The sequence below is a fragment of the Streptomyces sp. NPDC004284 genome (assembly GCF_042874035.1).
Lineage (GTDB): Bacteria > Actinomycetota > Actinomycetes > Streptomycetales > Streptomycetaceae > Streptomyces.
The window spans coordinates 908,792-934,283 of record NZ_JBIAMJ010000001.1 but is presented as its reverse complement, the minus strand read 5'-3'; the positions used below and the strand labels follow the sequence as shown (position 1 = coordinate 934,283).

Sequence of the window (25,492 nt, the reverse complement as noted above, 5' to 3'; positions counted from 1 at the left end):
TACGTTCTACAGGATGCGGCCGTCGGCCCCGCGCCCGAAGGCGTGCGGCATGACGTCGGCGAGGTCGGCCCCGGGCACGGCGGCGCGCAGCCGGGCGAGGACGGGTGCCGGTTCCTCGTCGTCGACGCAGCCCGGGGACTCCTGCCGCAGACCGTGGATCACCTCGACCAGGTCGGGGCGGAGCGCCATCAGGCGCGGGAGGTCTCGATCTCGTGGGCCACGTGCGCCATGGACCAGCACACGACCTCGTACGGGATGTGAGGGTGGCCCGACACGGGGTCGACGCACACGGTCGGCTCCCGCGCCGGGTCCTCGTCCGGCACGATCGCGGTCATGACCGTCCGCTGCCCGGCGATGTGGTCCAGCTCCAGGTACCAGGCGTCGTCGGGGACGGAGTACATCGTGGTGATGGCGTAGTCGCCGCCGGGATGCGGTACGGGCATGGCCGCACGCTCTCGTCGAGCGCGCGGCCGTGACCGGCGGTTTTCTCAGACCGCCGGCTGCTGCTGGGTGATGCAGTGGATGCCGCCGCCGCTCGCGAAGATCGTGCGGGCGTCGGTGAGGACGACCTCGCGGTCGGGGAAGAGGCGGCGGAAGATCTCGGCCGCGACCTCGTCGTGGGGGTCGTCGAAGGAGCAGAGGACGACGCCGCCGTTGCAGAGGTAGTGGTTGATGTAGGAGTAGTCGACCCAGTCGCCCTCCTCGTCCTTGAGGACGGTCGGGGCGGGGACCTCGATGACCTCCAGGGGGCGGCCCTGGGCGTCGGTCTGGGCGCGCAGGATCTCGACGTACGTCTTCGAGCGCACGTGGTCGGGGTGGGCCGGGTCCTGCTGGCTGTGGACGAGGACGGTGCCGGGGCGGGCGAAGGCGGCGACGATGTCGACGTGGCCCTGGGTGCCGTAGAGGCCGTAGTCGCCGGCGAGGCCGTGCGGGAGCCAGATGGCCTTGGTCGTGCCGAGCTTGGCGTGTATCTCCTGCTCGACCTGCTCGCGGGTCCACTCGGGGTTGCGGCCGGAGCCGAGCTGGACGGTGTCGGTGAGGAGGACCGTGCCCTCGCCGTCGACGTGGATCGCGCCGCCCTCGTTGACCAGGGGGGACGACTGCACGGGGACTCCCGCCGCGTCCGCGACATGGCGGGCGATCTTGGAGTCGTGCTCCCAGCGGGCCCAGTCCTGGGCACCCCAGCCGTTGAACACCCAGTCCACGGCGGCGAGTTCGGTGCCGTCGGTGACGAAGGTCGGGCCGATGTCCCGCATCCAGGCGTCGTCGAGCTCGCGCTCGACCAGGTCGATGTCCTCGCCGAGGAGCGCGCGGGCCGAGTCGGCGTCGCCGGGGGCGACGACCATCGTGACCGGCTCGAAGCGGCGGACGGTGCGGGCCACCGCCGCCCAGGCCTCGCGGGCCTCGGTGAGCTCCTGCTCGTCGGTGAAGGTGGGGTTGGGGCTGGGCCAGGCCATCCAGGTGCGCTCGTGCGGCGTCCACTCGGCGGGCATGCGGAAGGTCATGGATGAGTCCTAGAGGAAGTAGAGGCGGTTGAGGGAGACGGACTCGGCCGCCTCGGAGCGGATCGGGGAGCCGTCGAGCGAGACGAGGCCGGTCCGGCCGTCGACCTGCACGTCGCCGATGCGGGAGTTGAACCGCAGGTCGGCGGGGCCGATGCCCCGGGTGCCGCGCACGGCGACCCGGCGGCGGCGGGTCGGCATGGCGTCGGCGCCGAGGTCGACGGCGGCCTGCGCGACGAACGCGACGGAGAGGTCGGCGGCCGTGGCGCCGTGCGCGCCGAACAGCGGCCCGAGCACGAGCGGTTCGCAGGTGTCGGTGGCGGCGTTCGGATCGCCCACGACCCCCCACGCGGGGAAGCCGGACTTCAGCACCAGTTGGGGCTTGGCGCCGAAGAACTCGGGCCGCCACAGCACGATGTCGGCGAGCTTGCCGACCTCGATCGAGCCGATCTCGTGCGCGAGGCCGTGGGCGATCGCCGGGTTGAGGGTGAGCTTGGCCATGTAGCGGAGGACGCGCGCGTTGTCGTCGTGCGCGCCGTCGCCCTCCAGCGGGCCCAGCTCGGCCTTCATCTTCCCGGCCATGGCGAAGGTCCGGCGTACGGTCTCGCCGGCCCTTCCCATCCCCTGCGCGTCGGAGGAGGTGATCCCGATCGCGCCGAGGTCGTGCAGGACGTCCTCCGCGCCCATCGTCCCGGCCCGGATCCGGTCGCGCGCCATGGCGGCGTCGCCCGGGAGGTCGGTCTTCAGGTCGTGGACGGAGACGATCATCCCGTAGTGCTCGGCGACCGCGTCCCGGCCGAAGGGCAGGGTGGGGTTGGTGGAGGAGCCGATGACGTTCGGCACGCCCGCCATCTTCAGGACGTTGGGGACGTGTCCGCCGCCGCAGCCCTCGATGTGGAAGGCGTGGATCGTCCGGCCGTCGAGGACGCGCAGGGTGTCCTCGACGGACAGGCACTCGTTCAGGCCGTCCGAGTGCAGTGCGACCTGGACGTCGTGCTCCTCGGCGACCCTCAGGGCGGTGTCGAGGGCGCGGGTGTGGGCGCCCATGTCCTCGTGGACCTTGAAGCCGGACGCCCCGCCCTCGGCGAGGGCCTCCACCAGCGGTGCCGGGTCCGAGGAGGAGCCGCGGGCGAGGAAGCCGATGTTGACCGGCCAGGCGTCGAAGGCGTTGAAGGCGTGCTTGAGCGCCCAGGGCGAGTTGACGCCGACGCCCCAGACGGGGCCGAACTCCTGGCCGATGATCGTGGTGACGCCGCTCGAGAGCGAGGCCTCCATGATGCGGGGCGAGAGCAGGTGGACGTGGGTGTCGACGGCGCCGGCGGTGGCGATGAGGCCCTCGCCGGAGACGATCGAGGTGCCGGTGCCGACGACGACGTCGACGCCGTCGAGGGTGTCGGGGTTGCCGGCCCGCCCGATCGCGTGGATCCGGCCCTCGCGGATGCCGATCGACACCTTGCGGATGCCCTGCACGGCGTCGATGACCAGCACGTTGCTGATGACGACGTCGCAGGTCTCGCGGACGGCCGCGGCCTTGAGGTGGAGGCCGTCGCGGGCGGTCTTGCCGAAGCCGGCCAGGAACTCGTCTCCGGGCTTCTGCGCGTCCGACTCGACGCGGACGACGAGCCCGGAGTCGCCCAGGACGACCCGGTCACCGGCACGGGGGCCGTGGACGGATGCGTACTCGTACGGGTCCATCAGTTCCCCTCCTTCGGGGCGTCGGCACCGAGATATCCGCAGGCCGCCGCACGCCGCAGGGCCTCTTCCTTCGCGCCCGGCGCGTCCAGCGGGCCGTCGACCAGGCCCGCGAAGCCGATGGCGACGCGGGCGCCGCCGATCGGCACGAGCCCGACCTCGGCCTCGCCGCCCGGGTCGAAGCGGAAGGAGGCCCCGGCGGGGATGGCGAGCCGCATGCCGTAGGCGGCGGCCCGGTCGAAGTCGAGGCGCGGGTTGACCTCGAAGAAGTGGAAGTGGGAGGTGACGCTCACGGGGACCGTCGCCGTGTTCCGTACGGTCATCCGGACGGCGGGTTCCTGCTCGGGGTGACCGGGGCCGGGCAGCAGCGCGCCCGGTGCCTCGGCGCCCAGGCCGCCCCCGCCGATCGGGGCGGAGACGACCGCGAGCCGTGAGCCGTCGTCGAAGACGGCCTCGACGTGGACCTCGGTGACCACGTCGGCGACGCCGGGCAGGACGTCGTCGGGGCCGAGGACGGCGCGGGCCGCCTCGATCGCCTCGGCGAGTCGCTTGCCGTCGCGGGCCGCCTCGCAGACGGTGTCCGCGATGAGCGCGGTCGCCTCGGGCACGTTGAGCCGCAGGCCTCGGGCCCGGCGGGCGCGGGCGAGCTCGGCGGCACCGAAGAGAAGCAGCCGGTCGCGTTCCGTGGGGGTCAGTCTCACGCCCCAAACACCTCCTGCAATTGCGACACGTTTGAGCGACACTCTAAATGTTGAGACGCACTCTTCCAAGCATTGACGTCGCCGACAGGCGTAGGTCACATTGAGCGCCGCTCTAAAACCGTCCCGCTCGCCCCGCAGGAGTACCCATGGCGATAGAACAGCGCGGAGTCGACACCATCCCCGAGGCCGAACGCACCAGCGGCCCCCGCGACCTGATGTCGATCCTGCTCGGATCCAACCTCTGTCTGGGGGTGATCGTCTTCGGCTGGCTGCCGGTCTCCTTCGGACTGGGCTTCTGGGCCTCGGTGACCTCCGTCGTCACCGGAACCCTCGTCGGCGTCGCGGTCACCGCCCCGCTCGCGCTCGTGTCGCTCCGCACCGCGACCAACCTCTCCACCTCGTCCGGCGCCTTCTTCGGCGTCCGGGGCCGGCTCGTGGGCTCCGTGGTCGGGCTGCTGCTCTCGCTCGGCTACACCGCGCTGACCCTCTGGATCGGCGGTGACGTGATGGTGGGCACGCTCGCCCGCCTGATCGGCCTGCCGGCCGGCGGCGCGGCCCACGCCACCGCCTACGCGGTCCTGGCCGCCTGCACCGTGGTGGGCGCGGTGTACGGCTACCGGCTGCTGCTCAAGCTGAGCAAGGCGCTCGCGGTCGGCATGACGGTGCTCCTCGCCATCGGCCTGGTCGCCTACGCCGGGGACTTCACGACGGCGGCGGTGCCGGACGTCCCGTACCTGCTCGGCTCCTTCTGGCCGACCTGGCTGCTCTCCGCCGTCGCGGCGGGACTCAGCGGACCGGTCGCCTTCATCACCCTCCTGGGCGACTACACCCGGTACGTCTCCCCCGAGCGGCACAGCCCGAAGACCGTGTGGCGGGCCACCTGCCTGGGCCTGACCGTGGGCCTGCTGATCCCGCAGCTCTTCGGCACCTTCACCGCCCTGGCGGCCCGCGGCGGCCTGGACTACGCGGGCCCGCTCGTCGCGGCGTCCCCCGTCTGGTACCTCGTACCGCTGCTGATCGCCGCCACCGCCGGCTCCGTCGGCAACGCCGGCCTGATGCTGTACTCGATGGGGCTCGACCTCGACGCGATCCTGCCGAAGGCCACGCGCGCGCGTGCCACCCTCGTGGTCGCGGCGGTGGCGACGTTCTTCGTCTTCCTCGGCCACTTCGCCTCGGACGCCCAGTCGGCGATGACCTCGTTCGTGCTGCTGCTCACCGCGATCGGCACCCCGTGGGCGGTGATCACCCTGATCGGGCACGCGCGCTGCGGCGGCGTGTACGACCCGGAGGCGCTCCAGGTCTTCAACAAGCGCTCGCGCGGCGGGATCTACTGGTTCTCGGCGGGCTGGCACCCGCGCGCCACCGTCTCCTGGGCGGTCGGGGCGGCGGTCGGCCTGGCCGCGGTGTCGACGCCGCTCTACGAGGGGCCGCTGCTCGCCCTGACGGGCGGGATCGACTGCAGCTTCGTGTTCTCGGGGATCGTGGGCGGCGCGCTGTACGCCGTACTGACGCCGAACAGGGCTTCCGAGACCGTGACGACGGCCCCGGAAGCCCTGGCGGCGACGGAGTAGTTACTGCTTGCCGAGTTCGTGCATCCAGCCGTGGACGTCCTCGGACTTCCCGGTCTGGACGGCGAGCAGCGCCTCGCGCAGCTTCATCGTGACCTCGCCGGGCTCGCCGCCCGACTGCTGCCACTCGCCCCGGGCGGACTTGACCGTGCCGACCGGGGTGATGACGGCGGCGGTGCCGCAGGCGAAGACCTCGGTGAGGGTGCCGTTCGCGGTGTCGGCCTGCCACTGGTCGATGGAGACGCGGCCCTCCTCGGGCTCGTAGCCGAGGTCCTTGGCGAGCTGGAGGAGGGAGTCGCGGGTGATGCCCTCCAGGATGGAGCCGGTGAGGGTCGGGGTGACGATCTTGTTGCCGTACACGAAGTACAGGTTCATGCCGCCGAGTTCCTCGACCCACTTGTGCTCGACCGCGTCGAGGTAGCAGACCTGGTCGCAGCCCTTGGCCGCCGCCTCGGCCTGCGCGAGGAGGGAGGCCGCGTAGTTGCCGCCGGTCTTGGCGTCGCCCATGCCGCCGGGGACGGCGCGGACGCGGTCCTCGGAGGCCCAGATGGAGACGGGCTTCACGCCGCCGGAGAAGTACGGGCCGGCCGGGGAGGCGATGACGACGAAGAGGTACTCGTTGGCCGGGCGGACGCCGAGGCCGACCTCGGTCGCGATCATGAACGGGCGCAGGTAGAGCGAGGACTCGCCGCCGTGCGCCGGAACCCAGGCCTCGTCGTGCCGGACGAGGACGTCGCAGGCCTCGACGAAGGTCTCGACGGGCAGCTCGGGCATGCCGAGGCGGTGCGCGGAGCGCTGGAAACGGCGTCCGTTGGCGTCGGGGCGGAAGGTGGCGACCGAGCCGTCGGGGCGGCGGTAGGCCTTCAGGCCCTCGAAGATCTCCTGCGCGTAGTGCAGGACGTTCGTGGCGGGGTCCAGGGAGAGCGGACCGTACGGCACGAGCTGGGCGTCGTGCCAGCCGCGGCCCTCGGTCCACCGGATGGTGACCATGTGGTCGGTGAAGTGGCGGCCGAATCCCGGGTTGGCCAGGATCGCCTCGCGCTCCGCGGCGGACAGCGGGCTGGAGGAGGGCTTGAGCTCGATCGTGGGCGTCGTCATGAGTGCGTGTCCTTCACCGGTTGTGATGGGGAGGACCGCGCGCGTACGTCACCGTCGGGGACGGCTGTCCCTGACGAGGCGGCGTCCGGGCATGCCCGTATGCCGCGGCCCCACGTTCGATTATCGCCCGTGGGGACCTGTGCGGAAAACGGGTGGGCGCGGTCCGGGGTTCGGGGGTGGTGGCGCCCCGCGGCCGCGCAGGGGACAGCCGCCGGGCGCTTCTGCGACCCGGCGGCTGCTGCTGATGTCAGTCGGCGCGGGTCAGCTCGCTACTCGCGCGGCGAGCGCGTCGCCGATCTCGTCCGTGGTGCGGACGCTGTCGCCGCGCTCGGTGAGGTCGGCGGCGACGGCCTCCTCGACGCGGGCGGCCTCGGTCTCGTAGCCGAGGTGGCGCAGCAGGAGGGCGACGGAGAGGACGGTGGCCGTGGGGTCGGCCTTGCCCTGGCCCGCGATGTCCGGCGCGGAGCCGTGGACCGGCTCGAACATGGACGGGAACTCGCCGCTCGGGTTGATGTTGCCGGAGGCGGCGACGCCGATGCCGCCGGAGACGGCCGCGGCGAGGTCGGTGATGATGTCGCCGAAGAGGTTGTCGGTGACGATCACGTCGAAGCGGGCCGGGTCGGTGACGAGGAAGATCGTCGCGGCGTCGACGTGCAGGTAGTCGGTCGTGACCTCGGGGAACTCGGCGGCGACCTTGTGGAAGATGTTCGTCCAGAGGTGGCCGGCGAAGGTCAGCACGTTGTTCTTGTGGACCAGCGTCAGCTTCTTGCGCGGGCGGGCCTGGGCGCGGGCGAAGGCGTCCCGGACCACGCGCTCGACACCGAAGGCGGTGTTGACCGAGACCTCGGTGGCGACCTCGTGCTCGGTGCCCTTGCGGATGGTGCCGCCGTTGCCCGTGTACGGGCCCTCGGTGCCCTCGCGGACCACGACGAAGTCGATCTCGGGCTGCCCGGCGAGCGGGGTGGCGACGCCGGGGAGCAGCTTCGAGGGACGCAGGTTCACGTGGTGGTCGAAGGCGAAGCGGAGCTTCAGGAGGAAACCGCGCTCCAGGACGCCGGACGGCACCGACGGGTCGCCGATGGCGCCGAGCAGGATGGCGTCGTGCTTCTTGAGCGAGTCGAGGTCGGCGTCGGTGAGGGTCTCACCGGTGGCGTGGTAGCGCTTGGCGCCGAAGTCGTACTCCTCGGTCTCCAGCTTCACGTCCTGGGGAAGGACGGCCGCGAGGACCTTGAGGCCCTGGGCCACGACCTCCTGGCCGATGCCGTCGCCGGGAATGACTGCGAGATTGATGCTGTGAGACATGTCCGCACCCTACTCTTCGTCCCATCGTCTGACACGTAACGTCCATCATGTGGACGAAGTGCCAGTCCGCGGAGGGACGTCTCAGTGGCCGGTGGAGCCGCCGTTGTCACGGCGGTCGAGGGCGCGCTGGAGGGCGGCGGCGGCGTTCTGGCGGGCCTCGTCGCTGGGACGGTTGGCGGAGTGGCGGACGCGGCGGGCGGTCTGAGTGGCCATGGGGGATCGACTCCTTGAGATCATTGGTGATCCGGATGTGCGGAGATCAGCTTGTGATCGAAGGCGCCGCAAGGGGCGGGGAGCGCCGCCGCAGGGGTTGCCTGCACAGGGCGTCGCGCTCTCGACCGCCATTCGCTTGATGAAGCGAGACGTTCGGCTTCTACAAAGCTAGGGCAGGCCTCCTCATCTGTCTCCACAATTACTCGGACTTCCTACTATCTGAGACGGCGCCTCACCCTCCCGAGTCCGCCGCTCACCGTCGAGGGCGCCGCTCCGTCATCCCCGGCCCCGGTCCGGCGTGCGCCGAGGACGCCGGCGACCGCACGGAACTCGCCGGAGCTACCTAGATTGCATTCCTACCTAGGTAGTGATGTGATGACCGCATGGCCGCAGACCGCAGATCCAGCTGGCTCAAGGGAGTCCTCGACCTCCTCGTCCTCTCCCGCCTGACCAGCGGGGAGAGCTACGGGTACGAGATCGCCAAGGCGCTCGCCGAGGCGGGGCTCGGCGAGATCAAGGGCGGGACGCTCTACCCCGTCCTGAACCGCCTGGAGGAGGCCGGCCTGGTGGAGGCCGAGTTCCGCGCCGCCGAGCGCGGCCCGGGGCGGCGCTACTACCGGCTCACGGCCCTCGGCCGCGAGCGGCTCGCCGCGGAGAGCGGGGCCTGGCTGACCTTCCACCGCGCCGTACAGACCATGCTCAGTCCAGGGGGAACGACACCATGACCACCGACGCCTATTTCGCCGAACTCTCCGCCGCGCTGCGCGCCGCCCAGGTGCCGGAGGAGCAGATCGCCGCGACCGTCGAGGACCTGCGGGCCCACCTCGCGGAGACGGGGGCGGCCCCGGAGGAGGAGTTCGGCCCGGCCGCCGCGTTCGCCGCGCAGCTCGGCGGTCTCGCGCCCGCGCCCGGCGAGCCGGACGAGCGCGCCGAGTCCTGGACGTGGACCGCCGACTTCTTCAACGACCGCCGGATGCTGGCCGTCCACGGCGACCAGGGCTGGGAGGTGGAGTCCCTCGACGCGATCGGCCGGTTCGTCTGCCGCCGGACGCCCGGGTCGGCGCTGCGCTGGGAGTACCGCCGCGAGGTGACCGCCGGGCGCCGGCGCGGCCGCGTCCTCGACGAGCTCACGCCGGAGGGCTGGGAGCTGTGCGGGGAGTGGCTGGTGTACGGCTACTTCAAGCGGCCGCGCGCGGCGACCGCGGGCCCGGCGGGCACGGTGGGGGCGCCGCCGGCCGCTCCGCAGCGGTGGCTGTTCCTGAGCCGCCGGGGCAAGGCGGTGCTCGCGGCCTGGTGCGTCCTGGTCGGCGGCGCGCTGACGGCGTTCTTCGTCGGGGTGCTCGGCACGGGCGGGCTGGCGATCGCGATCGCCCTCACGTCCATGTTCTCGGCCGTCTGGACCTCCTCCCTGGAGACGGCCGCGGGCCGCGCCCGACAGGACGCCGACCGAGGCTGACGGCCCCTCACATCACGTCGCCGTCCCGCCAGTCGAAGACCAGCGGGGCGGCGGGGTCCGGCAGGGCCCGGCCGGCCGCGGGGCACAGGAAGACGTGGCCCTCCTCCTCGGCGAGGTGGACGATCCCCTCGGGCCCGAGCGCTTCGAGGCGCCCCTCCCAGACCCGCCAGCCGCGCGCCCGGTAGAGCGCGGCCCCGTCGTCCGAGGCGCCGAGCGCCCCGAAGCGGTACGCCCCGTCGATCACCCGCTCCAGCTCCTCCATGACCGCCCCGCCGAGCCCCCGGCGCCTGAGGTCCCCCCGTACGGCGACCCCTTCGACGTATCCGACGCGGTGCGAGCGCCCCCGGTGGATCGCGCGCCGCTGCACGACGGCGCCGTGGGCGGCGATGCCCCGCTCGTCCTCGATCCAGGCGTGGACGCCGCCGAGGGTGTGGTCCCAGTCGTCGTCGGAGAAGTCGCCGTCGAAGGCGGTGTCGAGCAGTTCGCGTACGGAGCGGAGCCGGGCGGCTCCGAGTTCATGGGTGGGCGCGATCCTGACATCCATGCCCCCACCCTAACCCTCATCACCCCATTGACAGGTTAATCCCGACCTGATCGAATCTCCTCATAACCAGTGAAGAAGACTTAAGGGGTTAGAACGATGTCCGTGCTGCCGACCCACCACCGCACCGTCACCGTCCGGGGCCACGAGCTCGCCTACCGCGAGGCCGGCCCCGCCGACGCCCCCGTCCTGCTCCTGCTGCACGGCTTCCCCACCAGCTCGCACATGTTCCGCGACCTGATCCCCCTGCTCGCCGACTCCTACCGGCTGATCGCCCCCGACCACCTGGGCTTCGGCCGCAGCGCGACGCCCGCCGGCTTCCCGTACACCTTCGCCGAACTGGCCTCGCTCACCGTCGAGTTCACCGAGGCCCTCGGCCTCGACCGGTTCGCGCTCTACATCCAGGACTACGGCGCCCCCATCGGCCTGCGCCTCGCCCTCGCCCACCCCGAGCGGATCACCGCGATCGTCACCCAGAACGGCAACGCCTACGAGGAGGGCCTCGGCGCCGAGGCCTGGGCGCCCGTCCTCGCCCTCATCGAGGAGCGCACCCCCGAGACCGAGGCCCCGGTCCGCGCCATCCGCTCCCTCGACGGCATCCGCTGGCAGTACGAGACGGGCGTCCCCGCCGAGTACCGCGACCTCCTCAGCCCCGACGCCTGGCACCACGACGCCGCCCTCATGGCCCGCCCGGGCCAGGACGGCATCCAGCTGGACCTGATCGCCGACTACGGCTCCAACTTCGCCCTCTACCCCGCCTTCCAGGAGTACTTCCGCACCTCCCGGGTCCCCCTCCTCGCCGTCTGGGGCGAGGGCGACCAGGTCTTCGTCCCGGCCGGCGCCGAGGCCTTCCGCCGCGACCTCCCGGACGCCGAGATCCACCTCCTGCCCACGGGCCACTTCGCCCTGGAGACCCACGCGCCGCGGATCGCCTCGCTCATCGGCGACTTCCTGAAGCGGCACGTGGGGGAATGACCGGGACATGAGAACCGCCCCCGTCCTCGATTGGGGGAATGAGGAGGGGGGCGGTGTCAGGGGGCCTCTGGGAGGCCGGGGGGCGTCAGCCCATGTGCGGGTAGCCGTACTCGGTCGGCGGGACCAGCGTCTCCTTGATGGCGCGGGTCAGCGTCCAGCGCATCAGGTTCTGCGGGGCGCCGGCCTTGTCGTTGGTGCCGGAGGCGCGGCCGCCGCCGAAGGGCTGCTGGCCGACGACGGCGCCGGTCGACTTGTCGTTGATGTAGAAGTTGCCCGCGGCGAAGCGGAGCTTCTCCATCGTGTACGCGGCGGCCGCGCGGTCGCCGGAGATGACCGAGCCGGTGAGGGCGTAGTCCGAGACCGACTCCATCTGGGTCAGCATCTCGTCGTACTTGTCGTCCTCGTAGACGTGGATCGCGAGGATCGGGCCGAAGTACTCGGCCTTGAAGACCTCGTTCTCCGGGTCGTCGCAGACGATGACGGTCGGGCGGACGAAGTAGCCCACCGAGTCGTCGTAGGTGCCGCCGGCGATGATCGTGCAGCTCGGGTCGGCCGCGGCACGGTCGATCGCCGCCTTGTTCTTGGCGAACGAACGCTCGTCGATGACGGCGCCGATGTAGTTCGACAGGTCGGTGACGTCACCCATCTGGATGCCGTCGATCTCGGCCGCGAACTCCTCCTTGAAGCCGTCGTTCCAGATGGACGCCGGGATGTACGCACGCGAGGACGCGGAGCACTTCTGGCCCTGGAACTCGAAGGAGCCGCGGTTCAGCGCGGTCTTCAGGACGGCGCGGTCGGCGCTGGGGTGGGCGACGACGAAGTCCTTGCCGCCGGTCTCGCCGACGATCCGCGGGTACGAGCGGTACTTCTCGATGTTGTTGCCGACCGTCTTCCACAGGTGCTGGAAGGTCTTGGTCGAGCCGGTGAAGTGGATGCCGGCCAGGTCGCGGTGGTTCAGGGCCACCTCGGAGACGGCGATGCCGTCGCCCGTCACCAGGTTGATGACGCCCTTCGGCAGGCCGGCCTCCTCCAGGAGCTCCATGAGGAGCACGGCGGAGTGGGTCTGCGTCGGGGACGGCTTCCAGACCACCACGTTGCCCATGAGGGCGGGGGCGGTGGGCAGGTTGCCCGCGATGGCCGTGAAGTTGAACGGCGTGATCGCGTAGACGAAGCCCTCCAGCGGGCGGTGGTCCAGACGGTTCCACACGCCGGGGGAGTTCGCCGGCGGCTGCTCGGCGAGGATCTGGCGGGCGTACGCCACGTTGAAGCGCCAGAAGTCGACGAGCTCGCACGGGGTGTCGATCTCGGCCTGCTGGGCGGTCTTCGACTGGCCGAGCATCGTGGACGCGGCCAGCGTCTCGCGCCACGGGCCGGCGAGCAGCTCGGCGGCGCGCAGGATGATCGCGGCACGGTCGTCGAAGGACATCGCGCGCCAGGCCGGGGCCGCGGCCAGGGCCGCGTCGATGGCGTCCTGGGCGTCCTGCTGGGTGGCGCCGCGGAAGGTGCCGATGACGGCCTTGTGGTTGTGCGGCTGGACGACCTTGAACTCCTCGCCGCCGCCGAGGCGCTTCACGCCGCCGATGGTCATCGGCAGCTCACGCGGGTTCTCGGCCAGCTCCTTGAGCTTGACCTCGAGGCGGGCGCGCTCCGGGGAACCGGGGGCGTAGCTGTGCACCGGCTCGTTGACCGGAGCGGGGACCTGGGTGACAGCGTCCATGAGTCTCGATACTCCTTGTGAGAGGTGGGCTCAGCCCTTGGTGAGGATGGAGCGGACGAAGAAGAGGAGGTTGGCCGGCTTCTCCGCGAGGCGGCGCATGAAGTAGCCGTACCAGTCGGTGCCGTACGCGGTGTAGACGCGCATGCGGTGGCCCTCGGCGGCGAGCCGGTTCTGCTCCTCGCTGCGGATGCCGTACAGCATCTGGAACTCGTACTCGTCCAGCTTGCGCCCGGCGCGGCGGGCGAGCTCCTGGCCGATGGAGATCAGGCGCGGGTCGTGCGAGCCGATCATCGGGTAGCCCTCGCCGTCCATCAGGATCTTCATGATCCGGACGTAGGCCTTGTCGATCTCGGGCTTGTCCTGGATGGCGACCTCGGCGGGCTCCTTGTAGGCGCCCTTCACGATCCGGACGCGGGAGCCGTTCGCGGCGAGGCGGCGGGCGTCGGCCTCGGTGCGGAACAGGTAGGCCTGGATGACGCAGCCGGTCTGCGGGAAGTCCTTCCGCAGCTCCTCGTGGATGGCGAACATCGAGTCGAGGGTGGTGTGGTCCTCGGCGTCCAGGGTGACGGTGGTGCCGATCTCGGCGGCGGCCTCGACGACCGGGCGGACGTTCGCGAGGGCCAGCTCGTGGCCGTTCTCCAGGGACTGGCCGAACATCGACAGCTTCACGGACATCTCGGCGCGCTCGCCGAGGCCCAGCTCCTTGAGCCGGCCGATGAGCTCCAGGTAGGCGTCCCGGGCGGCGTACGACTGCTCGACGGTGGTGATGTCCTCACCGACGACGTCGAGGGTGACCTCCAGGCCGCGGCCGCTGAGCTCGGAGACGATCGGGACGACGTCGTCGACCGTCTCGCCGGCGATGAAGCGGGCGACGACCTGCTTGGTCCCGGGGGCGGCCGAAACGAGACGGCGCATCTTGTCGCTGCGCGACGCGGCGAGGATCACGGGACCCAGCACGGGGACCTCCAGAAGGACAGGGTGACGAAAGGTGCCGTACCCGCTTTTTCACAAGAAACCGGGAACAGCACGAAGAACCACCGTGAAACCTACGGATCGCTCCGATCGTCCGCCATCTACAGCTGTCACGCATCCGTGCCGGGCATCTCATACATATGTCTGAGGGGGGTGCGAGAATGGCGCTGTGAAGGGCGATTACCAAGAACTGGTGGACGAGATCTCCGCGCTGCTCGGCGCGCCGGCGACGCTGGAGAACCGCGATTTCGGGCTGATCGCCTTCGGCGCCCACGACAGCGACGACGACACCGCCATGGACCCCGTCCGGACCCGGTCGATCCTGACCCGGAAGTCGACCCCGGCGGTCCGCGCCTGGTTCGAGGGCTTCGGCATCACCCGGGCGACGGGCCCGGTCCGCATCCCGGCCGCTCCGGACGCGGGGGTCTTCCGGGACCGCATCTGCCTCCCCGTACGCCATCGGGGTGTCGTCCTCGGGTACGTCTGGCTGCTCGACGCCGAGCCCGGCCCCACGCCCGCCCAGCTCACGGCCGCGATGGAGGTCGCCACCCGGATCGGCGGCCTCCTCGCCGACGAGGAGCGCGCGGACGCCGACCTCTCGCGCGAGTTCGCCGCGGTCCTGACCGCCGGGCGCGGCTGGCAGAGCGACATGGCCGTCGCGGCGCTCCGGGTGGCGCTCGGCCCCAGCGCGGACGGTCTGCACACCCTCGTCTGCGTGACCCCCTGGCGGGGCGAGGCCCCGTCGATCCGGGCGGTCCCCGGCGCGGCGGCGGTCGCCGTGCTCCCCGAGGGCGAGTCCCTCGCCGTCCTCGTACGGCTGCGCACGGCCGAGGACCTCTCCCCCGCCCACACGGCCGCCGACCGGCTGCGCGCCACCGCCCCGGCTGGCATCGCCGGCCCCCGCCGGGGCCTCGCCGAGCTCCCGGCGGCCTGGCGCGAGGCCAACACCGCGGCCCGCGCCGCCACGGCCCAGCCCACCCTCGGCCCGGTCGCGGAGTGGTCCGGCATCGGCCCCTACCGTCTGCTCGCCGCCCTCTACCACCCCGAGATCGACCCCGCCGTCGCTCCCCTCCTCGCCCCCGCCCACACCGAACTCGCCCGCACCGCCGAGGCGTTCCTCGACAACGCCGGCCAGGCCGGCCGCACGGCCGCCGCCCTCGGGATCCACCGCCAGACCCTCTACTACCGCCTGTCCCGCGTCGAACAGCTCACCGGCCTGGACCTGGACGACGGCGAGGACCGCCTCCTCCTCCACATGTCCCTGAAGTCGGCCCGGCTCTGAGCGGTGCCGTCCGTCACGGGCCGACGTGGACGTACGACGCCCAGTTCACCACCGCCTGCGGATGCCGCGCCCGCGCCGTCCGCAGCGCCGCGTGCAGTGCTGACGCCGGGTCCGGGGCGCTCCGGCGGGACAGGTCCTCGTACACGAGGTCGGCGACGACCGGTGCGAGCGAGTCGTCGATGGACCACAGGGTGCCGAGGACGTCCCGGAAGCCCGCGAGCTGAAGGGCCGCCGCGAAGCTGATCGCCTCGTCGGCCAGGACGACGCCGCCGCGTGAGGTCTCGCAGGCGGACAGGAAGGCGAGTTCCGCGTGCGGCAGCCGGAGGCCGACGATGTCCCGCAGCGTCAGCGGACCGTCGTGCAGGATGAGGGCGGCTCTGGACGGTTCGGCGACGTCCTGTGCGCCGTGGCACGCGAAGTGGGCCCAGGAGCAGTGGGCGAGCGCCTCCAGGACCGTCGGCGTGGTGGCGTCCGGGCCGATGACGAGCCGGGCGTCCGGGTGCCGTCGGTGCACGGCACGGGCCTCCTCCTCGGCGGCGGGGAGGTCGCGCCGGTCCGGTGTGGCGGGGACGGCCACGACGAGGCCCCGGGTGTCCGGCCCGGCCGGCGGCCGGCGGCGCTCGCGGGCGTGGAGCAGGGCCCGCAGCGTCGGGGTGAGGGAGGAGACGACCCGGTCCGGCACCGTGTCACCGCTCCCGTCCTCCTCATGGATCCCGGCGGCGTGCACCGGCAGCAGGGTGAAGATTCCGGTGGGGCACCACCACAGCCGGGGCCCGTCGCCTCCGGGGTCCATCGGCTCCGTGTGGCCCAGTGCGTCGAGGACCGGCTTCGCGACGGCGCCCCACAGCCAGGCCAGGGTCTCCAGGATCGTGTCGTGTGCCGCGAGCGGCGGGTGTCCGGGATCGAGGGCCGTGAGGAACAGCGTGGCCCGCAGGGCCAGTTCGGCATGGCCCAGGTCGAGCCGGAGCGCCCGGACCCCCTCCCCGGTCAGGAGCAGCGCGGCGCAGCCGTGGACGCTCGCGGTGAGGAAGACCACCGGTCCGCGCGCGGCGGCGGCGCACAGGCCGGCGAAGGACGGCGGCTCCAGGAAACCGCCGAGCTGCGGCAGCGCTTTGATCTCCTTGATCACCTTCTCCCGCTCGCGGGCCAGCGCGGCCCGCCGCTCGTCCGCCCGCCAGTGGTCCTGCCGTTCCCAGTCGGCGGTGCGGTACGGGCCGTCCGGCAGCTGCTCCAGCTCGTCGAGGACCTGGCGGAGCCGGTCGGCGAGCCCCGGCGCCCACTTGTGCACCTCCGCGTGATCGGTGCGGGTCTCCAGGGCTTGGGCGATCAGGATGCCGCGGCCCTGTTCCAGGAGTTCCACGGCACGCTCCGCCCGCCCGGCCCGTACGGCGCAGCCCGCCGCGTCCGCGACCAGGCTCGGGAACCGCGCGATCAGGCGTTCCCGGTCGGTGCGCGTCAGGCCCCGCCACGCGGTCAGTTCGAGCTGCTCCAGGGCGTCGGCGTACCACTCGGTGGCGCCGGCGAAGTCCTCGGCGGCGGCCTTGATGCCCGCGACCGCGGCCGCCGCCCGCGCGCGGACCTCCGCCGGTGCCGTGTCGAGCTCGTACGCCTCGCTCAGGAGCTGGAGGGCCAGCTCACGGTCGGCCGGTTTCCCGGCGCCCTCGAAGCGGCGCTCCAGCATCATCCCGAGTTCGGTGAGCGCGTCCGGGCGGTCCGGGTGCGCGTCGGGAAGGGCCCTCAGGGCCTTCTGGAGTGCCTCCACCGCTTCGTCGAGGGCGCCGGGAACGGAAAAATGAGCGGCGTACGCCCCCAGCGACCGGGCGAGCCCCGTCCACAGCATCGACCGGCGGTAGTCACCGGCCCCGCCCGCCGCCACCGCCGCCCGGGACGCCTTCACCGCGGCGGTCAGGTCGCTCGGGTCGTCCTTCTCGGCGAATCGCGCCCTCAGCGCCACGGCCAGCTGGTAGAGGCATCCCGGCCGGTCGGGATTCCCCTCGGGGAGGAGGGACAGGGCGTCCTCCAGGAGCGTGACGGCCATGTCGTGGGGGTCGCCGTCCGGGGCGACGACGCCCGGGTGGTTCCCGACCAGGCCCGCCAGATTCACCAGGCGACTCGGCAGCTGGGCGTGATCGCGAGGAGTGGTCGCCACGGCCCGGGACTGCGCCTCGAACGCCTCCTTGGCGGATTCGGCCCGCCCGGTGCGCGCGTACTGGGCCATCAGCGCCGCACTGAGGTTGGTGAGCACGACGCCGCGCCCGAGCGTGCTCCGGTAGGGGCCGTACGCCGCTTCGCGCAGCACGCGGATCCCGCTTTCGAGCACGTCGAGATCCCCTGTGTGCTGGAACGTCCGGAGCGCGATGTGCCCGAAGCCCGAGCAGTAGTGCCAGCGGTACGGGTCGCCCTCCGGGATCGCCTCGCCTCCCTTCTCGGTGACGTTGAAGGCCCGTTCCAGGGCCCCCTCGCTGCCCGTGTACTCGTAGGCGCGCGTGAAGACGTTCCCGAGCGTGACGAGGGATTCGGCCCACAGCAGATCGCGCCTCGGGTTCACGCGGGCCGCGAACAGGCACAGCGACGCGGCGTCCTCCAGCAGCCGCAGCTCCCCGGTCGCCTCCGCCTCCCTGAGCAGCTCGACGCCTTGGGCGACGTACGCCGCCAGTCTGCTCGCGGAGACCGTGTCGCCTATCCGGTCGCCGTCCTTCTCGTACATGTCCAGCACGGCCTCGGGAACGAGGTGCGGGGCGAATCCGCACACGAGGTGGTAGAGCCACCCGGCGCGCCCCGCGTCCTCACGCGCGATCTCGACCTCCCGCGCGATCGCGTCCTCGCAGCGCCGCCAGTGGAAATCGGCCAGCAGCACCGCGGCATTGACCGCCCGCGCGGTCTCCACCCTCCCCGAGATCGGGGCGTACCAGTCGAACGAGTAGTACAGCCGCTCCGCCAGCCGCTCCGCCTCCGGCTCCCGCAACACCGCCGGATCCCCGCTGTCGTAGTAGTCGCTCAGCCACTGCTCCAAGGCAAGAGCGAGGTCCAGGACGCTCATGATCCCCCTGGTCGTCCTGCGGGCTCCGTGGAAACCCGCACCCTCCCGTAAGAACGATGAGACTATTCCGTCGAGATCCGACCGGGGGGACGAACACGTGGAAAACACCGCCGAGGACGCTCACGCGCTGCAGTGGATCTGCACCGAGCTGGCAGACGTGCGCAGGCGAGCCGGGCGACAGGGCTGGTCCGCCGAACTGGAGCAGAGCCTGGCCGAGTTGAGGAGCGGTACGCGACCGGCGGCGGCCGTCCTGGAGCCGGTCCGCAGCCGCCTCGGCCTCCCCGCCCGGACACGGGGGTTCTTCACGCTCCAGGGCCAGGAGCCGGCACTGCCGCCCGCGGGCTCCTACCGCTGCCCCGGCGGCCGGTGCGGGCGGGTGGCGCCGCCCCGCGAACCCGGCGGCCCGCTGCCCGAATGCGGCGTGTTCGACGAGCCCTTCTCCTTCGGATGAACGGGTTCCTGGCCGAACTGGGAAAGCACCTCGCCCAGCGCTGGGTGAGCCTGCTGGCGCTGCCCGGCCTGCTGTTCACCGCGTTCGCCGCGGTGGCGTCCGTCCTGGGGCAGCGCCACGCCCTCGACCGGCGGCGGCTGGGCCACGCCGCCGGGGAACTCGTGTCCCGGTACGACCAGCGTCCGGTGTCCGCCGTGATCCTGGCCGCGACGATCCTGCTGGCCGGGACCGCGATCGGACTTCTGGCGCGCGGCCTCGGCGCCCTGGTCGAGCGGGTCTGGCTGGTCTCCGGCCCGGAGCGGCTGGTCGGCGGGCTCGTCCGGCGACGCCTCGACCGGTGGCGCCGCGCACATGCCTCCGCCCGCGTCGAGGCCCGTAACGCCGTCGCGCTCACCGAGCCGGCCAGACCCACGTGGATCGGCGACCGGCTGCGCGCCGTGGGGGTCCGGGTCCACGGTCAGTACGGGCTCGACTTCCCCTTCACCTGGCCCCGGTTGTGGCTCCTCCTGCCGGAGACCGGGCGGGCGGACCTGATCGCCGCACGAGGGGCGATGACAAGGGCTTCGACGCAGGGCGGCTGGGGCCTGCTCTATCTGGGCCTGGGGGCCTGGTGGTGGCCCGCCGCCCCGGCCGGCGTCGTGCTGCTGCTCCTCGCTCGGCGGCACGGCCGTGAAGCGGTGGGCAACCTGGCGGACCTCACGGAGTCGGCGGTCGACCTGTACTCCGCGGACCTCGCCCGGCACCTCGGGGTGGACCTGCCGTCCGGGTACGTCACCCCGGCCCTCGGCCGACAGTTGAGCGAGCGCTTCCGCAAGGGGGCGTGAGGCCCGACGCGCAGGTCAGCCCCGCTCCCCCATCAGCACCTTGAGCCCCTCCGTCAGGTCGTCCGCCGTCGGCGCGGTCTCCGGGTCGACCATCCACTGGATCATGACGCCCGTCGCCAGGGCCTGGCAGAGGAGTCCCGCCACCCGGGCCTTCTCCGGGTCGGCCGAGGGGTCGATGCCGAGGAAGCCCTCGGCCATCCCGAGCCGGCCCTCGCGCTGGGGTTCCTTGATGGCCTCGCGGAGCTTCTCGTCGTCGTCGATGCGGGTGACGACCTCGGTCTGGAGCTTCCAGACGGGGCGGCTGGGGCCGGCGGCGGCGATGACCTGTTCCCAGACGGCGTGGAAACGCTCGTACGGGTCGGCCGGCAGGGCCTTCTCGCCCTCGGCCCCGGCAGCGCCGGCCTGCTCCCCCCACTCCTCGGTCAGGGCCAGGAAGGCCTGCTGGAGGAGGGCGTCCTTGGAGCCGTAGTGGTAGCCGATGGAGGCGAGGTTGGTGCCCGAGGCGGCGACGATGTCGCGTGCGGTGGTGCGCCCGTACCCCTTCTCCAGGAGGCAGCGCTTCGCGCCTTCGAGGAGGTCTTCCTTGTGTCCCATGACAGCACTGTACCCGGTCGGTAGACAGTTGTGTAAGACGGGTGTCTACCGACCGGGTACGGGTGCGGCCGAGGTGTCAGATCAGGTTGACCGAGCGGGCCGAGGCGGCGCCGATCTCCGCCGCGATCTCCGCGAGGACCGGGGCCGGCAGCGTGTCGTCCACGGTGAGGACGACGAGCGCCTCGCCGCCCTCCTCCGCGCGGGAGACCTGCATGCCGGCGATGTTCAGACCGGCCTCGCCGAGGATCCGGCCGACGGTGCCGACGACACCCGGGCGGTCCTCGTAGCGGAGCACGACCATGTGGTCGGCGAGCGCCAGGTCCACGTCGTAGTCGCCGACCGCGACGATCTTCTGGAGGTGCTTGGGGCCGGCGAGGGTGCCGGAGACCGAGACCTCCTGGCCGTCCGACAGGGTGCCGCGCACGGTGACCATGTTGCGGTGGTCGGGCGACTCGGAGCTCGTCGTCAGGCGCACCTCGACACCGCGCTCCTGCGCGAACAGCGGGGCGTTGACGTAGGACACGGTCTCGTCGACCACGTCCTCGAACACGCCCTTGAGCGCGGAGAGTTCGAGCACCTTCACGTCGTGCTGGGTGATCTCGCCGTAGACCTCGACGTCGAGACGGGACGCGACCTCGCCCGCGAGGGCGGTGAAGATCCGGCCGAGCTTCTCGGCGAGCGGCAGACCCGGCTTGACGTCCTCGGCGATGACACCGCCCTGGACGTTGACCGCGTCCGGGACCAGCTCGCCCGCGAGCGCCAGGCGCACCGACTTGGCGACCGCGATGCCGGCCTTCTCCTGGGCCTCGTCCGTGGAGGCGCCGAGGTGCGGGGTGCAGACGACCTGGTCGAGCTCGAAGAGCGGGGAGTCCGTGCAGGGCTCCTTCGCGTACACGTCGAGGCCCGCGCCGGCGACCCGGCCCTCCTTGAGCGCCGAGTACAGCGCGGTCTCGTCCACGATCCCGCCGCGCGCGGCGTTGACGATGCGGACGCTCGGCTTGACCTTGTGCAGCGCCTCGTCGCCGATGAGACCGATGGTCTCCGGGGTCTTCGGCAGGTGGACGGTGATGAAGTCGGCGACCTCGAGCAGCTCGTCCAGGGACAGCAGCTTCACGCCCATCTGGGCGGCGCGGGCCGGCTGCACGTAGGGGTCGTACGCGACGATCTTCATGCCGAAGGCGGACATGCGCTGGGCGACCAGGACGCCGATGCGGCCGAGGCCGACGACGCCGAGGGTCTTCTCGCTGAGCTCGACGCCCGTGTACTTCGAGCGCTTCCACTCGCCGTTCTTCAGGGCGGTGTTGGCCTGCGGGATGTTGCGCGCGGTGGCGACGAGCAGACCGCACGCGAGCTCGGCGGCGGTGACGATGTTCGAGGTCGGGGCGTTCACGACCATGACGCCGGCCTTGGTGGCGGCGGAGACGTCGACGTTGTCCAGACCGACGCCGGCACGGGCGACGACCCGGAGCTTGTTCGCGGCGGCGAGGGCCTCGGCGTCGACCTTGGTCGCGGAGCGGACCAGGATCGCGTCCACATGGGCGATGGCGGGGATCAGCTCGGCCCGGTCGGCACCGTTGCAGTGCCGGATCTCGAAGTCCGGGCCCAGGGCGTCCACGGTGGCGGGCGACAGCTCTTCAGCGATGAGTACGACAGGTTTCGAGCTCACGTGAGTCCTCACAGAGGCAGTGCGGACGGCCGTCCCGACGGCCGCAGGCGGTGGAGGGGGCTTGCCGCGTGAAAGCGCACGACGCTGTGGGCCAGACGCGATGTTGTTGAGAAGTGTAGTGGTGCATCGGCGCTGTTCATGCGCCTCGTTGGAAGGATCACCCGTCCGTGGTTGGACGGGGTGTCCAACGATGCGGCGAGGGGCCGGACACAGTGTCCGGCCCCTCGCCCGAAGGCTTACGCCTCCTCGTCGTTCACCCAGCTCATGAGCTTCCGCAGCTCCTTGCCGGTGGTCTCCAGGAGGTGGTTGGCGTCCTGGGTCTTGTACTCGTTGTACTTCTTCAGGCCGCCGTGGTACTCGGCCATCCACTCCTTGGCGAAGGTGCCGTCCTGGATCTCCGCGAGGACCTTCTTCATCTCGGCCTTGGTGGCGTCGGTGATGATCCGCGGGCCGGTGACGTAGTCGCCCCACTCGGCGGTCTCGGAGACCGACCAGCGCATCTTCTCCAGGCCGCCCTCGTACATGAGGTCGACGATGAGCTTCAGCTCGTGCAGGCACTCGAAGTAGGCGATCTCCGGCTGGTAGCCGGCCTCGGTCAGGGTCTCGAAGCCCGCCTTGACCAGGGCCGCGGTGCCACCGCAGAGGACGGCCTGCTCACCGAACAGGTCGGTCTCGGTCTCCTCGGTGAAGGTCGTCTTGATGACGCCGGCGCGGGTGCCGCCGATGCCCTTGGCGTACGAGAGCGCCAGGTCGAAGGCCTTGCCCGTGGCGTCCTGCTCGACGGCGGCGATGCACGGAACGCCGCGGCCCTCCTCGTACTGACGGCGGACCAGGTGGCCCGGGCCCTTCGGGGCGACCAGGGCGACGTCGATGCCCTCGGGCACCTTGATGAAGCCGTAGCGGACGTTCAGACCGTGGCCGAAGAAGAGCGCGTCGCCCTCCTTCAGGTGGTCCTTGATGGACTCCTCGTAGACCTGGGCCTGGATCGGGTCCGGCGTCAGGATCATGATGAGGTCGGCCTCTTCCGCCGCCTGGGCGACGGAGACGACGCGCAGGCCCTGCTCCTCGGCCTTGGCCTTGGACTTCGAGCCCTCCTGGAGACCGACGCGGACGTCGACACCGGAGTCACGGAGCGACAGCGCGTGGGCGTGGCCCTGGCTGCCGTAGCCGATCACCGCGACCTTGCGGCCCTGGATGATGGACAGGTCGGCGTCGTCGTCGTAGAACAGCTCGGCCACTGGGTATCTCCTTGAAGTGCTGGTGTTGCGTCCCACCGTACGGCGGGGAGCGGGAGGAAAGTTTTCGGGTCTCGTCAATCGGACCGCGGGACGGACCCGCGGTCGACCGTCGACGACCCTCAGGCGCTGCGGTCGAGGGCCCGCAGGGACCGGTCCGTGATGGACCGGGCGCCACGCCCTATGGCGATCGTGCCGGACTGCACGAGCTCCTTGATGCCGAACTGCTCCAGCATCTTGAGCATCGCTTCGAGCTTGTCACTCGAACCGGTGGCCTCGATGGTGACCGCCTCGGGCGAGACGTCCACGGTCTTGGCGCGGAACAGCTGCACGATCTCGACGATCTGGGAGCGGGTCTCGTTGTCGGCGCGGACCTTCACCAGGACGAGCTCGCGCTGGATCGCAGCGCTGGGCTCGAGTTCGACGATCTTCAGGACGTTGACCAGCTTGTTGAGCTGCTTTGTCACCTGCTCCAGGGGCAGGTCCTCGACACTCACGACGATGGTGATGCGGGAGATGTCGGGGTGTTCGGTGACACCGACCGCGAGCGAGTCGATGTTGAATCCGCGGCGGGAGAACAGGGCGGCGATCCGGGCGAGGATGCCGGGCGTGTTCTCGACGAGAACGGAGAGCGTGTGCTTGGTGGACATGTCTGGGTCTCTTCCTCTTCGCTCTGCGCGCTCAGTCGTCTTCGCCGTCGCCGAAGTCGGGGCGGACGCCCCGCGCGGCCATGACCTCGTCGTTCGAGGTTCCGGCGGCGACCATCGGCCAGACCTGGGCGTCCTCGTGGACGATGAAGTCGATCACGACCGGGCGGTCGTTGATGGCGTTGGCCTCGGCGATGACCTTGTCCAGGTCGGCCGGGTCCTCACAGCGCAGGGCGACACAGCCCATGGCCTCGGAGAGCTTGACGAAGTCGGGGACGCGGGTGCCCTTGTTCGCCTGGACGTCGTCCGGGCCGGAGTGCAGGACGGTGTTCGAGTAGCGCTGGTTGTAGAAGAGCGTCTGCCACTGCCGGACCATGCCCAGGGCGCCGTTGTTGATGATGGCGACCTTGATCGGGATGTTGTTCAGGGCGCAGGTCGTGAGCTCCTGGTTGGTCATCTGGAAGCAGCCGTCGCCGTCGATGGCCCAGACGGTGCGGTCCGGCATGCCGGCCTTGGCGCCCATCGCGGCGGGGACCGCGTAGCCCATCGTCCCGGCGCCGCCGGAGTTCAGCCAGGTGGCCGGCTGCTCGTAGTCGATGAAGTGGGCGGCCCACATCTGGTGCTGGCCGACGCCCGCGGCGAAGATCGTGCCCTCGGGGGCGAGCCGGCCGACGCGCTGGATGACCTGCTGCGGCGAGAGGCTGCCGTCCTCCGGCAGGTCGTAGCCGAGCGGGTAGGTCTCGCGCCAGCGGCTCAGGTCGCTCCACCAGGCGGTGTAGTCGCCCTTGTTGCCCTCGCTGTGCTCGGCCTGGACGGCCTGGACCAGGTCGGCGATGACCTCGCGGGCGTCACCGACGATCGGGACGTCGGCGGCGCGGTTCTTGCCGATCTCGGCCGGGTCGATGTCCGCGTGGACGATCTTGGCGTACGGGGCGAAGCTGTCGAGCTTGCCGGTGACGCGGTCGTCGAAGCGGGCGCCGAGGGCGACGATCAGGTCGGCCTTCTGGAGGGCGGTGACGGCGGTGACGGCACCGTGCATGCCCGGCATGCCGACGTGCAGCGGGTGGCTGTCGGGGAACGCGCCGAGCGCCATCAGGGTCGTGGTGACCGGGGCGCCGGTGAGCTCGGCGAGGATCTTCAGCTCGGCGGTGGCGCCGGCCTTGATGACGCCGCCGCCGACGTACAGGACGGGCCGCTTGGCGGCGCTGATCAGCTTGGCGGCCTCGCGGATCTGCTTGGCGTGCGGCTTGGTGACCGGGCGGTAGCCGGGCAGGTCGGTCTGCGGCGGCCAGCTGAAGGTGGTCTTCGCCTGGAGCGCGTCCTTGGCGATGTCGACCAGGACCGGGCCCGGGCGGCCGGTGGAGGCGATGTGGAAGGCCTCGGCGATCGTCCGCGGGATGTCCTCGGCCTTGGTGACGAGGAAGTTGTGCTTGGTGATCGGCATCGTGATGCCGCAGATGTCCGCCTCCTGGAAGGCGTCCGTGCCGATCGCCTTGGAGGCGACCTGACCGGTGATCGCGACGAGCGGGACCGAGTCCATGTGCGCGTCGGCGATCGGGGTGACGAGGTTGGTCGCACCGGGGCCCGAGGTCGCCATGCAGACGCCGACCTTGCCGGTGGCCTGGGCGTAACCGGTGGCGGCGTGGCCCGCCCCCTGCTCGTGGCGGACGAGGATGTGGCGCACCCGCTTCGAGTCCATCATCGGGTCGTAGGCGGGGAGGATCGCGCCGCCGGGGATGCCGAAGACGGTGTCGGCGCCCACTTCCTCGAGAGAACGGATGAGGGACTGCGCACCCGTCACGTGCTCGACTGTGGTGGGCTGCGCGCCGTTACGGGGCCGCGGCTGCGGATGGTGCCCGGTGGCCTGCTCGGTCATCAGCATCTCTTCTCGAGGCAGAGGGTTTTTGCGAGGGTTTGGGACGTTTTTGGGGTGAGCCGGTGCAACAAAAAACCCCTCGTGCCGTGAGGCAAGCGAGGGGAGCGCGTCGGGTGCTTTCTCAGCGGACCTGGGAGGCC

24 protein-coding genes are annotated in these 25,492 nt (G+C 71.5%); 7 read left to right on the top strand and 17 right to left on the bottom strand.

The genetic code is table 11. From position 1 onward, the window contains the following. Window positions 1-6: 6 nt before the first annotated feature. The 5 genes from ACFYUS_RS04310 to ureA are packed head-to-tail and all read right to left on the bottom strand — an operon-like array spanning window position 7 to window position 3,895. On the bottom strand, window positions 7-189 hold the full coding sequence (locus ACFYUS_RS04310) for a hypothetical protein (protein WP_388845587.1): 183 nt from the start codon (window positions 187-189) through the stop codon (window positions 7-9). Further along, complete coding sequence (locus ACFYUS_RS04305; RefSeq protein WP_388845585.1) at window positions 189-443, bottom strand: hypothetical protein; 255 nt, start codon at window positions 441-443, stop codon at window positions 189-191. The genes ACFYUS_RS04310 and ACFYUS_RS04305 overlap by 1 nt, the downstream gene beginning before the upstream one ends. Window positions 444-488: 45 nt before the next feature. Next, a complete protein-coding gene (locus ACFYUS_RS04300) occupies window positions 489-1,505 on the bottom strand; it encodes an agmatine/peptidylarginine deiminase (protein ID WP_388845582.1) in 1,017 nt (338 codons plus the stop codon). A 9-nt stretch (window positions 1,506-1,514) separates the two neighbouring features. After that, complete coding sequence (locus ACFYUS_RS04295; RefSeq protein WP_388845580.1) at window positions 1,515-3,197, bottom strand: urease subunit alpha; 1,683 nt, start codon at window positions 3,195-3,197, stop codon at window positions 1,515-1,517. Next, complete coding sequence (gene ureA / locus ACFYUS_RS04290) at window positions 3,197-3,895, bottom strand: urease subunit gamma (RefSeq protein ID WP_388845577.1); 699 nt, start codon at window positions 3,893-3,895, stop codon at window positions 3,197-3,199. Before ureA ends, ACFYUS_RS04295 begins: the two co-directional genes overlap by 1 nt. Window positions 3,896-4,041: 146 nt before the next feature. Here ureA and ACFYUS_RS04285 point away from each other — a divergent pair, with 146 nt between their 5' ends. After that, entirely contained in the window at window positions 4,042-5,466 is a 1,425-nt protein-coding gene (locus ACFYUS_RS04285; RefSeq protein WP_388845574.1) for a cytosine permease, read from the top strand. Here ACFYUS_RS04285 and ACFYUS_RS04280 read toward each other — a convergent pair whose 3' ends face one another. From ACFYUS_RS04280 to ACFYUS_RS04270, 3 genes are all read right to left on the bottom strand, one after another. Then, window positions 5,467-6,561, bottom strand: a complete 1,095-nt coding sequence (locus tag ACFYUS_RS04280) for a branched-chain amino acid aminotransferase (protein ID WP_388845572.1) — start codon at window positions 6,559-6,561, stop codon at window positions 5,467-5,469. A gap of 261 nt (window positions 6,562-6,822) precedes the next feature. Then, window positions 6,823-7,863 (bottom strand): 3-isopropylmalate dehydrogenase, encoded by a 1,041-nt coding sequence (locus ACFYUS_RS04275; RefSeq protein ID WP_388845569.1) that lies wholly within the window; start codon window positions 7,861-7,863, stop codon window positions 6,823-6,825. Window positions 7,864-7,944: 81 nt separating this feature from the next. Further along, the gene (locus ACFYUS_RS04270; RefSeq protein WP_260461862.1) at window positions 7,945-8,076 is read right to left on the bottom strand and encodes a hypothetical protein; all 132 of its coding nucleotides are present in this window, start codon (window positions 8,074-8,076) and stop codon (window positions 7,945-7,947) included. Between the two features lie 383 nt (window positions 8,077-8,459). On the opposite strand from ACFYUS_RS04270, the gene ACFYUS_RS04265 reads away from it, so the two are divergent. Both ACFYUS_RS04265 and ACFYUS_RS04260 read left to right on the top strand, forming a co-directional pair. Then, window positions 8,460-8,801 carry a PadR family transcriptional regulator gene (locus tag ACFYUS_RS04265; RefSeq protein WP_388845566.1) on the top strand — a complete coding sequence of 114 codons (342 nt, stop codon included), beginning with the start codon at window positions 8,460-8,462 and terminating at the stop codon, window positions 8,799-8,801. Continuing rightward, window positions 8,798-9,532 carry a hypothetical protein gene (locus ACFYUS_RS04260; protein WP_388845564.1) on the top strand — a complete coding sequence of 245 codons (735 nt, stop codon included), beginning with the start codon at window positions 8,798-8,800 and terminating at the stop codon, window positions 9,530-9,532. The genes ACFYUS_RS04265 and ACFYUS_RS04260 overlap by 4 nt, the downstream gene beginning before the upstream one ends. Before the next feature lie 7 nt (window positions 9,533-9,539). On the opposite strand, the gene ACFYUS_RS04255 is transcribed toward ACFYUS_RS04260, so the two are convergent. Next, window positions 9,540-10,076 carry a GNAT family N-acetyltransferase gene (locus tag ACFYUS_RS04255; RefSeq protein WP_388845562.1) on the bottom strand — a complete coding sequence of 179 codons (537 nt, stop codon included), beginning with the start codon at window positions 10,074-10,076 and terminating at the stop codon, window positions 9,540-9,542. Between the two features lie 96 nt (window positions 10,077-10,172). Between ACFYUS_RS04255 and ACFYUS_RS04250 the strand changes: the two genes are divergently transcribed. Continuing rightward, on the top strand, window positions 10,173-11,048 hold the full coding sequence (locus ACFYUS_RS04250) for an alpha/beta fold hydrolase (RefSeq protein ID WP_388845559.1): 876 nt from the start codon (window positions 10,173-10,175) through the stop codon (window positions 11,046-11,048). Between the two features lie 85 nt (window positions 11,049-11,133). Here ACFYUS_RS04250 and pruA read toward each other — a convergent pair whose 3' ends face one another. Both pruA and ACFYUS_RS04240 read right to left on the bottom strand, forming a co-directional pair. Then, on the bottom strand, window positions 11,134-12,765 hold the full coding sequence (gene pruA, locus ACFYUS_RS04245) for an L-glutamate gamma-semialdehyde dehydrogenase (RefSeq protein ID WP_388845556.1): 1,632 nt from the start codon (window positions 12,763-12,765) through the stop codon (window positions 11,134-11,136). 30 nt (window positions 12,766-12,795) lie between these two features. Next, the gene (locus ACFYUS_RS04240; RefSeq protein WP_388845553.1) at window positions 12,796-13,722 is read right to left on the bottom strand and encodes a proline dehydrogenase family protein; all 927 of its coding nucleotides are present in this window, start codon (window positions 13,720-13,722) and stop codon (window positions 12,796-12,798) included. A 184-nt stretch (window positions 13,723-13,906) separates the two neighbouring features. On the opposite strand from ACFYUS_RS04240, the gene ACFYUS_RS04235 reads away from it, so the two are divergent. Beyond that, window positions 13,907-15,019 (top strand): PucR family transcriptional regulator, encoded by a 1,113-nt coding sequence (locus tag ACFYUS_RS04235; RefSeq protein WP_388845550.1) that lies wholly within the window; start codon window positions 13,907-13,909, stop codon window positions 15,017-15,019. A gap of 13 nt (window positions 15,020-15,032) precedes the next feature. On the opposite strand, the gene ACFYUS_RS04230 is transcribed toward ACFYUS_RS04235, so the two are convergent. Next, on the bottom strand, window positions 15,033-18,059 hold the full coding sequence (locus tag ACFYUS_RS04230; protein ID WP_388845548.1) for a CHAT domain-containing protein: 3,027 nt from the start codon (window positions 18,057-18,059) through the stop codon (window positions 15,033-15,035). A 97-nt stretch (window positions 18,060-18,156) separates the two neighbouring features. Between ACFYUS_RS04230 and ACFYUS_RS04225 the strand changes: the two genes are divergently transcribed. Further along, window positions 18,157-18,510: a hypothetical protein gene (locus ACFYUS_RS04225; RefSeq protein WP_388845545.1), complete on the top strand. Its 354-nt coding sequence runs from the start codon at window positions 18,157-18,159 to the stop codon at window positions 18,508-18,510. Next, on the top strand, window positions 18,507-19,334 hold the full coding sequence (locus ACFYUS_RS04220; protein ID WP_388845543.1) for a hypothetical protein: 828 nt from the start codon (window positions 18,507-18,509) through the stop codon (window positions 19,332-19,334). The genes ACFYUS_RS04225 and ACFYUS_RS04220 overlap by 4 nt, the downstream gene beginning before the upstream one ends. A 15-nt stretch (window positions 19,335-19,349) precedes the next feature. Here ACFYUS_RS04220 and ACFYUS_RS04215 read toward each other — a convergent pair whose 3' ends face one another. From ACFYUS_RS04215 to ACFYUS_RS04195, 5 genes are all read right to left on the bottom strand, one after another. Further along, complete coding sequence (locus ACFYUS_RS04215) at window positions 19,350-19,928, bottom strand: TetR/AcrR family transcriptional regulator (RefSeq protein WP_388845540.1); 579 nt, start codon at window positions 19,926-19,928, stop codon at window positions 19,350-19,352. 76 nt (window positions 19,929-20,004) lie between these two features. Further along, entirely contained in the window at window positions 20,005-21,594 is a 1,590-nt protein-coding gene (gene serA / locus ACFYUS_RS04210) for a phosphoglycerate dehydrogenase (RefSeq protein ID WP_388845537.1), read from the bottom strand. A gap of 236 nt (window positions 21,595-21,830) precedes the next feature. Next, window positions 21,831-22,832, bottom strand: coding sequence for a ketol-acid reductoisomerase (ilvC, locus tag ACFYUS_RS04205; protein WP_383797005.1), 1,002 nt, complete (start codon window positions 22,830-22,832; stop codon window positions 21,831-21,833). A 119-nt stretch (window positions 22,833-22,951) separates the two neighbouring features. After that, entirely contained in the window at window positions 22,952-23,479 is a 528-nt protein-coding gene (gene ilvN / locus ACFYUS_RS04200; protein WP_128978596.1) for an acetolactate synthase small subunit, read from the bottom strand. 31 nt (window positions 23,480-23,510) lie between these two features. Beyond that, on the bottom strand, window positions 23,511-25,358 hold the full coding sequence (locus tag ACFYUS_RS04195; protein ID WP_388845534.1) for an acetolactate synthase large subunit: 1,848 nt from the start codon (window positions 25,356-25,358) through the stop codon (window positions 23,511-23,513). Window positions 25,359-25,492: the final 134 nt, after the last annotated feature.

Excerpts from the sequence above, each read along its gene's own strand:
- ACFYUS_RS04310 (WP_388845587.1), bottom strand. The coding sequence starts at position 189 with ATGGCGCTCCGCCCCGACCTGGTCGAGGTGATCCACGGTCTGCGGCAG.
- ACFYUS_RS04305 (WP_388845585.1), bottom strand. The coding sequence starts at position 443 with ATGCCCGTACCGCATCCCGGCGGCGACTACGCCATCACCACGATGTAC.
- ACFYUS_RS04300 (WP_388845582.1), bottom strand. The coding sequence starts at position 1,505 with ATGACCTTCCGCATGCCCGCCGAGTGGACGCCGCACGAGCGCACCTGG.
- ACFYUS_RS04295 (WP_388845580.1), bottom strand. The coding sequence starts at position 3,197 with ATGGACCCGTACGAGTACGCATCCGTCCACGGCCCCCGTGCCGGTGAC.
- ACFYUS_RS04285 (WP_388845574.1), top strand. The coding sequence starts at position 4,042 with ATGGCGATAGAACAGCGCGGAGTCGACACCATCCCCGAGGCCGAACGC.
- ACFYUS_RS04280 (WP_388845572.1), bottom strand. The coding sequence starts at position 6,561 with ATGACGACGCCCACGATCGAGCTCAAGCCCTCCTCCAGCCCGCTGTCC.
- ACFYUS_RS04275 (WP_388845569.1), bottom strand. The coding sequence starts at position 7,863 with ATGTCTCACAGCATCAATCTCGCAGTCATTCCCGGCGACGGCATCGGC.
- ACFYUS_RS04270 (WP_260461862.1), bottom strand. The coding sequence starts at position 8,076 with ATGGCCACTCAGACCGCCCGCCGCGTCCGCCACTCCGCCAACCGTCCC.
- ACFYUS_RS04265 (WP_388845566.1), top strand. The coding sequence starts at position 8,460 with ATGGCCGCAGACCGCAGATCCAGCTGGCTCAAGGGAGTCCTCGACCTC.
- ACFYUS_RS04260 (WP_388845564.1), top strand. The coding sequence starts at position 8,798 with ATGACCACCGACGCCTATTTCGCCGAACTCTCCGCCGCGCTGCGCGCC.
- ACFYUS_RS04255 (WP_388845562.1), bottom strand. The coding sequence starts at position 10,076 with ATGGATGTCAGGATCGCGCCCACCCATGAACTCGGAGCCGCCCGGCTC.
- ACFYUS_RS04250 (WP_388845559.1), top strand. The coding sequence starts at position 10,173 with ATGTCCGTGCTGCCGACCCACCACCGCACCGTCACCGTCCGGGGCCAC.
- pruA (WP_388845556.1), bottom strand. The coding sequence starts at position 12,765 with ATGGACGCTGTCACCCAGGTCCCCGCTCCGGTCAACGAGCCGGTGCAC.
- ACFYUS_RS04230 (WP_388845548.1), bottom strand. The coding sequence starts at position 18,059 with ATGAGCGTCCTGGACCTCGCTCTTGCCTTGGAGCAGTGGCTGAGCGAC.
- ACFYUS_RS04220 (WP_388845543.1), top strand. The coding sequence starts at position 18,507 with ATGAACGGGTTCCTGGCCGAACTGGGAAAGCACCTCGCCCAGCGCTGG.
- ACFYUS_RS04215 (WP_388845540.1), bottom strand. The coding sequence starts at position 19,928 with ATGGGACACAAGGAAGACCTCCTCGAAGGCGCGAAGCGCTGCCTCCTG.
- ilvN (WP_128978596.1), bottom strand. The coding sequence starts at position 23,479 with ATGTCCACCAAGCACACGCTCTCCGTTCTCGTCGAGAACACGCCCGGC.
- ACFYUS_RS04195 (WP_388845534.1), bottom strand. The coding sequence starts at position 25,358 with ATGCTGATGACCGAGCAGGCCACCGGGCACCATCCGCAGCCGCGGCCC.